The sequence below is a fragment of the Streptomyces sp. YIM 98790 genome, assembly GCF_011421595.1.
Taxonomy (GTDB): Bacteria; Actinomycetota; Actinomycetes; order Streptomycetales; family Streptomycetaceae; genus Streptomyces.
Window position 1 is genome coordinate 1 of the sequence record NZ_WTLH01000258.1, and the last position, 6,584, is coordinate 6,584.

7 protein-coding genes and 1 pseudogene are annotated in these 6,584 nt (G+C 73.6%); 2 read left to right on the plus strand and 6 right to left on the minus strand.

From position 1 onward, the window contains the following. The 6 genes and pseudogenes from GQS09_RS26070 to GQS09_RS26095 all read right to left on the minus strand — a co-directional run. A pseudogene (locus tag GQS09_RS26070) lies at positions 1-404 on the minus strand (radical SAM protein); the annotation flags it as partial. Continuing rightward, positions 401-856: a MauE/DoxX family redox-associated membrane protein gene (locus GQS09_RS26075; protein WP_165990000.1), complete on the minus strand. Its 456-nt coding sequence runs from the start codon at positions 854-856 to the stop codon at positions 401-403. The gene GQS09_RS26075 and the pseudogene GQS09_RS26070, both read right to left, overlap by 4 nt. Before the next feature lie 71 nt (positions 857-927). After that, a complete protein-coding gene (locus GQS09_RS26080) occupies positions 928-2,316 on the minus strand; it encodes an FAD-dependent oxidoreductase (protein WP_207958304.1) in 1,389 nt (462 codons plus the stop codon). Positions 2,317-2,443: 127 nt separating this feature from the next. Next, positions 2,444-3,127, minus strand: coding sequence for a methyltransferase domain-containing protein (locus GQS09_RS26085; RefSeq protein WP_165990002.1), 684 nt, complete (start codon positions 3,125-3,127; stop codon positions 2,444-2,446). Between the two features lie 373 nt (positions 3,128-3,500). Beyond that, a complete protein-coding gene (locus GQS09_RS26090; protein ID WP_165990003.1) occupies positions 3,501-3,806 on the minus strand; it encodes a hypothetical protein in 306 nt (101 codons plus the stop codon). A gap of 181 nt (positions 3,807-3,987) precedes the next feature. Next, the gene (locus GQS09_RS26095) at positions 3,988-4,284 is read right to left on the minus strand and encodes a hypothetical protein (protein ID WP_165990004.1); all 297 of its coding nucleotides are present in this window, start codon (positions 4,282-4,284) and stop codon (positions 3,988-3,990) included. 136 nt (positions 4,285-4,420) lie between these two features. Between GQS09_RS26095 and GQS09_RS26100 the strand changes: the two genes are divergently transcribed. Continuing rightward, entirely contained in the window at positions 4,421-5,134 is a 714-nt protein-coding gene (locus tag GQS09_RS26100) for a Crp/Fnr family transcriptional regulator (RefSeq protein ID WP_165990005.1), read from the plus strand. 110 nt (positions 5,135-5,244) lie between these two features. Beyond that, positions 5,245-5,793, plus strand: a complete 549-nt coding sequence (locus GQS09_RS26105; RefSeq protein WP_165990006.1) for a carboxymuconolactone decarboxylase family protein — start codon at positions 5,245-5,247, stop codon at positions 5,791-5,793. Positions 5,794-6,584: the final 791 nt, after the last annotated feature.

The window sequence follows — 6,584 nt, forward strand, 5'->3', positions numbered from 1 at the left end:
CCGTCGCTCTGGTGCCCGGAATCGGCGAAGCAGACCGGGCAGTCCAGATTGCAGCCGGTGTTGACCTCGATGATGCCCAGGCAGGCGTGCTGCTTGTGCTCCGGGCACAGCCCGCAGTCGCTGGGGCAGCCGTCCTTGACCTCGGTCTGGAAGGCCAGCGGGTAGGTGCCCGGCTTGTTGAACCGGGCCGAGGACACATACTCCTCGGCATCGCCGTAGACCAGCGCCTCGAACTCCCCGTGCTCCTTGCAGCGCTTGCGCAGAAACACCTTGCCCTCGCGGATGTTGACCTGCGCGTCGACGGTGGTCTTGCACAGCGGGCAGATGGACTTGGTGAACTCCACGAACACCTCCTCCCGCTCGCGTCGCCGTTTCTGCCCGCGTGGCTGACCGGCAATGGTCATGCGGTCCTCACCTGCTCCTTCGTCTCGTCACCCGGTTCGTACTCGGCGGCGCGCGCAGCGCGTACGGTGCGCAGCAGCAGTGCGGCGTACAGCAGCGTCAGCGCGTCCTGTACCAGTACCGGCCAGCCCAGCGACTGGGACAGGTAGCGGCCGAAGCAGCCGCAGTTGGCCACCGCCAGACCGCGCGCGAACGCCTGCACCGCCAGCGCCGTCCACACCAGCGACACCGCCGTGTACACCCACACCGGAGCGGCGGCCCTCGACCGGGGCCGGGCCAGGAACCAGCCCCCGCACAGCAGCTCGCCGCAGATCAGCGCCACCGCCAGGGCGGTCGCCCCGGCCCCGTCCACCAGCCCGTAGGCGGCCAGGATCTCCGTCATCTCCGTCAGGGAGAGCAACTGCCCGACGCCCATGGCCGTATAGATCGCGCCCAGCGCGATGCGCAGCACCATGCCCGCCACGCTAGGCCCTTCCCGGCCGGTGAAATGTGAGCGCGCTTACGGAGGCTGGCGGTCATGTGCGGTCAGCGGCGCAGTGCCCGGCGCAGGGCCAGCAGCGCGCCGGTGGCGCGGCGGGTGCCGGGAGCGGCCAGCGAGGCGTAGACCTCCTCCAGGGCGGCCTGCCAGGGCCCGTCGGCGTAGGTCGGGTAGGGGTGCACGGTCTTCGCATACTCGCCCGCCGTCCAGCGCAGGCGGACGGCGGTGGCCAGATGGGCGATGGTCTCCCCGGCCCGGGGCGCCACCACGGTGGCGCCCACGATCCGGCCCCCGGGGCCGATGACCAGTGCGGTGAAACCGTCGGTACGGCCGTCGGTGACCGCCCGGTCCACCCTCTCGTGGCTCAGCACCCGCACCCGTGCCCGCTCCCCGTAGTGCTCCTTCGCCTGCGCCGCGCTCATCCCCACCCGGGCAACTTCCGGATCGGTGAACGTCACCCAGGGCGCGGCGGTGAGATCCGGCCCGCGCCGCAGCCCCAGCAGCGCGTGGGTGACGGCCGCCGCAGCCTGGGCCCCGGCGGTGTGGGTGAACGCCGAACGCCCGGTGACATCCCCGGCCGCGTAGATCCGCCGGTTCGCGGTGCGCAGCCGCGAATCCACCTGCACCTCGCCCCGCCCGGTCACCGCCACCCCGGCCGCCGCCAGGCCCAGACCGGAGGTGTTGGCCGTGCGGCCGGTGGTGACCAGCAGCCGCCCGAACGGCAGCACCCGCCCGCCGGGGCCGTGCACCGCCCCGTCCGTCACCCGCTCGGCGCGGAACCCGGTCAGCACGGTCACGCCCTCTCCCTCCAGCCGCTCGCGCAGCAGCTCCCCAGCGGCCGGCTCCTCGCGCGGCAGCAGCCGGTCCGCCATCTCCGCGACGGTCACCCGCGCGCCCAGCCGGGCGAACGCCTGCCCCAGTTCACAGCCGATGGGCCCGCCGCCCAGCACCACCATCCGCTCCGGCGGCTCCGCCGGCTCCCACACGGTGTCGCTGGTCAGCGGACCGGCCCCGGCCAGACCGGGCACCGGCGGCAGCGCCGGCGCCGAGCCGGTGGCGATCAGCGCATACCGGAACCGCACCCGCCGGGTGCCTTCCTCGCCGCGCTCGACTTCCAGCGTCCGGGGCCCGGTGAAGCGGGCCCGGCCCCGCACCACCGCCACCCCCTGCGCCTCCAGCGCCTCGGCGGAATCGTGCGGCGCGACGGCCGCCACCGCCCGCCGCACCTGCGCCATGGCCGCGCCGAAATCCCCGTCCCGGGCGGCGGCGTGCAGCAGCGCCTTGCTGGGCACGCACCCGGTCCACAGGCAGTCTCCGCCCGGCTCGTTCACCTCCGCCAGCAGCACCCGGGCGCCCAGCCGGGCGGCGGTACGGGCCCCGGTCAGCCCCGCGCTGCCGCCACCTGCCACCACCAGGTCGTAGCTTTCCACCGGCATCATTCCTTTGTCTGTTGTCTCCGGCGCCGCACGACGCCTGCTTGGCGGACTGGCGCCACCCCACGGGCCGGATGCCAGGCCGCCGCGGCGATCGCGCAAGCCGTGCCGGGCCGGGGCACGCACACCTTCACGCCCGGACCGCGATGATGCGGCGCAGCGGTACCGGAAATCCGGCCTTGGCGCGGGCCGCCGCCCGCAGCCAGGCCCGCGCCGCCCCGCGGCGGCGGCCGGGCAGCCCCGGCAGGTACAGCGAGTCCAGGAACAGCTCGGCGTCCTGAGCCCGCGAGAGCCGGAACGAGAAGCGGCGGCGTTCGTCCGTCACCGCCCGCAGCCCGGCCGCGGCAAGCGTCCCCGCCAGCCGGTCACCGCTCAGCAGCGCGTCGTTGGGGTAGCCCAGGCGGCGGCCCAGGGCGGCCAGCAGCCCGCCCGCCCACAGCAGGTCCACGCCGCGTACCGGCCCCGATGCCGGTATCAGCGCCACCAGCCGCCCGCCCGGCGCCAGCACCCGGGCGACCTCGGCCAGCACCGCGGGCAGCGGCGCAAGAATCTGCAGGCTCATGGAGCACACCACCACCGCGAAGCTGTTGTCGGCGAACGGCAGGGCATCGGCCCGGGCTCGCACCAGCGGCCCGGCACCCCGCCCACGGGCGACTTCCAACTCCCCGGGCGAGGAATCCAGACCGACCCAGCCCTCCCGCCGTCCGGCCGGCCGCTCCCACATCGGGGCGCTGCCGCAGGCCAGGTCCAGCATCCTGCCCTCCCGCGGCACGGCCTGCGCCAGCCACCCGTACGCCCCGGTGGGCCCCAGCACCGCCTCGGTGATACCGGGCGATCGCCGGTGAAACTCCGCCACATACCGGGGAAAGCCGTTGCCGTTCACCACGGGCCCGCCCCGGGAACAGGCGCGTGGCCCCGGGGCACCGCAGCCACCGGGCAGCAGGGCTGCGGCCCGGCCGCCCCGCGCCGGCACACCCCCGGCGGCCCGGGGCGCGCGTCACCGCCAGGAGCACGGTCGTGCCGCCATCCACCCTCGGCCACAGGCGGCGCGGCAGGCGGACGGTGACGCTCAGTGCCGCACCGGTGCAGACCAGCGGCCCGGCGCCGGCCCGGCACCGCCGTCGCGGCACCGGCCGCAGTCCGCCATGGCGCAAAAGCGTCCGTGCCGGGAGTCCGGTCCCGAACAGTCACACCGGCCGCCCTCCGTCGCCCGTCGCGCCGGCCGGCGGGGCGGCGAAACGCCGCGGCCCCGCCGCCGGGGGCGGCACCGGGCTGCGACGCGGCCTGGCCCGCAGGGACGCCTTGACCAGCAGCAGGGTTTCCCACCGCTCGCTGCATGTCCAGCACCGCGAGACGTGCGCCGCCACCCGCGACCGCTGCCGGGCGGTGCCCTCGCCGTCGGCAACGCGTTCCACCAGCACCCCGCTCCGCGCATGGTCGCTCAGGTCCCGCAGACGGGCCCGCAACCGGTGAACAGCGCGCGCTACGCTCATGCGCCGGAAACCCGCTCCCCGCAACGATCCATTCCCCGACATGCCACCGGGCGCCAAAGGAGTCCCCGGCGACTCCCACCCACGAACCCGCCGCCCTCCCCGGGCGGTGCGAGGGCCGGAACACAGGAAGAAATCCCCCGCACTCCAGCCCTCGCACTCAGCCCTGCTGCGGCTGCCGCGCTCAGAACAGCAGGCCGAGCAGGCCGCCGTGGCCGTAGCCCCCGCCGAAACCGTGGCCGTAGCCGCCGCGGCAGCCGCCATAGCCGCTACCGTAGCCTCCGCCGTGGCCGTAGCAGCGGCAGTCGTCCCGGTGGCCACGGTGCCTGTCGTTGTCGTAGCCGCCGGCGTACTGGAGGTTCCCCGAGGCCACGGCCGGGGCCGCCGCGGCGGCGGTGCCGGCGCCCGCGACGACGGCTCCGGCCGCCAGCGTGACGGTGGCGGCGGCCAGTGCGGCCCGGCGCATCAAGCGGAATCGCATGGTGCTGTCCTTTCCATGGTCGGAAGCGGACGGAAGGAGACCGTCCGGCCTCAGTAATTGACGCCTCGCGGGCCCGCCCAAGCGCGGCCAGCACCGATCCGGTGAGCAGATGGTCAGACAGATGACGGGGTAGACGTTGACGAACCAGAACGAGGCCGACCCGCCCGCACCGGCCGCAATCCGCGCAGCGGCGTGGATGATCGACTGCCTGGGCGGTTCCCGGCCGCTCCTGCGCACCGCGGCGGACCGGCTGACCGACCACCTCGCCGCCGGGCTGGAACAGCGGCTGCTGCCCCGCGGCACCGTGGCCTTCCGGCAGGGCCGCACGCCCGACGGAGTATGGACCGTGCGCAGCGGCACCCTGGAACTGGTCACCGGCTCAGGCAGGGACCGGGCGGTGATCGGGGTGCTCGCGGCCTGCGGGGTGGCCGGCGACGCACCACTGCTGCTGAACAGCCCCGCCGCGTACACCGCCCGCGCGCTGAGCGACGTCCAGGCCGCCTACCTGCCCGCCGCCCGGTTCCTGGCCATACTGGAGGACAGCCCGGCACTGACCCGCCTGTGGCTGCACAGCCTGGCCCGCCGGCACACCCGCACCCAGCAGGCCATGGCCCAGTCCCTGCACGGCAGCGCCGAACAACGCGTCGCCGGCCTGCTGCTGCGCGAGGCCCGCCACGCCACGGTGCACTGCCCGCAGAACACGCTGGCCGCCATGCTCGGACTGCGCCGCCCCACCCTCAACCGGGTACTGAAGACCTTCGAACGCGACGGCCTGCTGCGCATCGGCTACCGGCAGGTGGAACTTCTCGACACCACCCGCCTGCGCCACCTCGCCCACGGCCGTCACTGACGGCGGGCACCCAATGCGGCGCCAGAGACGGAATGAGCCTCCCGGCACAGCGGGTTCCCGACCCGGAGCCTCTGCCACACCGGGCGGAGCCCAACACAAGGAGCCCGACCATGACCCGGATTCCCGCCCACACCGCCGAGACCGCACCCCCCGCCGCCCGCGACACCCTCCAGGCATTCGGCAGGAAAGCGGGCAAGGTACTGACCATCTACGGCGGCATGGCCCACGCCCCGGTGACGCTGCAAACCCACGCCGCCATCGAAAACACCCTTGAACAGCACGGCACCTTCGACGCACCCACCCGCCAGGCCATCGCCCTGACCGTCGCCGCCGCCAACCACTGCACCTACTGCCAGGCCGCCCACACCGCCGCCGGCCGCGCCGCCGGACTGAGCGAACAGCAGACCCTCGCCATCCGCCGCGGCAACGCCGGCTTCGACCCGAAGCTGGAGGCACTGCTCGCCGTCGTCCGCGAGATCACCCGCCGCACCGGCGAGGTCTCCACCGCCACCTGGCAGGCCGCACTGGCCGCCGGCTGGACCGACACCCAGCTCACCGAGGCCTTCGCCCACACCATGGCCAACATCTTCACGACCTACTTCACCCACTTCGCCGGAACCGAACTCGACCTCCCCCCGGCACCCCCACTGGACCACTGACCACCTCGACCGGACCCGTTCGGCGTCATACGGTCGCCCCTCACCTGCGCCGCTCGGCACCGGACAAGGCCATCGACACGACCCGTCACCCCGCCACGTCGCCTCCACCACACCAACGGCGCCGCACTGGCCCTCCGCCCGGGCGCACGCCGCCGCGCTGCTCCGCCTGACCGCCGACGCAACACCAGACAGCAGCCACCCGCCCGGCCGACCAAGCCGCCCCAGAGCCGCAAGAAACTGCACAACTGCCGCAGGTTGCCGACCCTCGACACCGCTTGCGTTTCAGCCCTCGATCGGGACAACTCCGCACGTCATCAACGGTACGCACCCACAGAACGGCGGCATTCATGGCCAGTCCGCCGCCACAGAGACCCTGACGGGAGCCGACCGCGGAAAATCGCGTCGCAACAGGCGCTGACCAGCGACGAAGCGACCGGCCAGGAGATCGGTAATCACGTTCAGGGCCTCGCTGGCCCGAAAAGGCAACGGTCGGATGACCGTGAGCGTTTTGGCAGAAACCGAAAAGGCTCCGACCGCTGTTTCTGCTGGTCAGAGCCTCATTCCCGGAGTGCCCCCGGTAGGATTCGAACCTGCGCACACGGCTCCGGAGCTGTAAAGCGAGCGGTGTATCCCGATCATGGAAGATGCGCCTGTGACCAGCGAGAACATGCCCAAGAGCGGTCCGATCGAGGCGGCTGAGGCTCAGCCGTCGGCCGCAGTGGAACAGCGGTTGATCGACCAGCTCGTCGTCCGTGCCCAGGCCGAGGGCCTGAAGCTGACCGGTGAGGGCG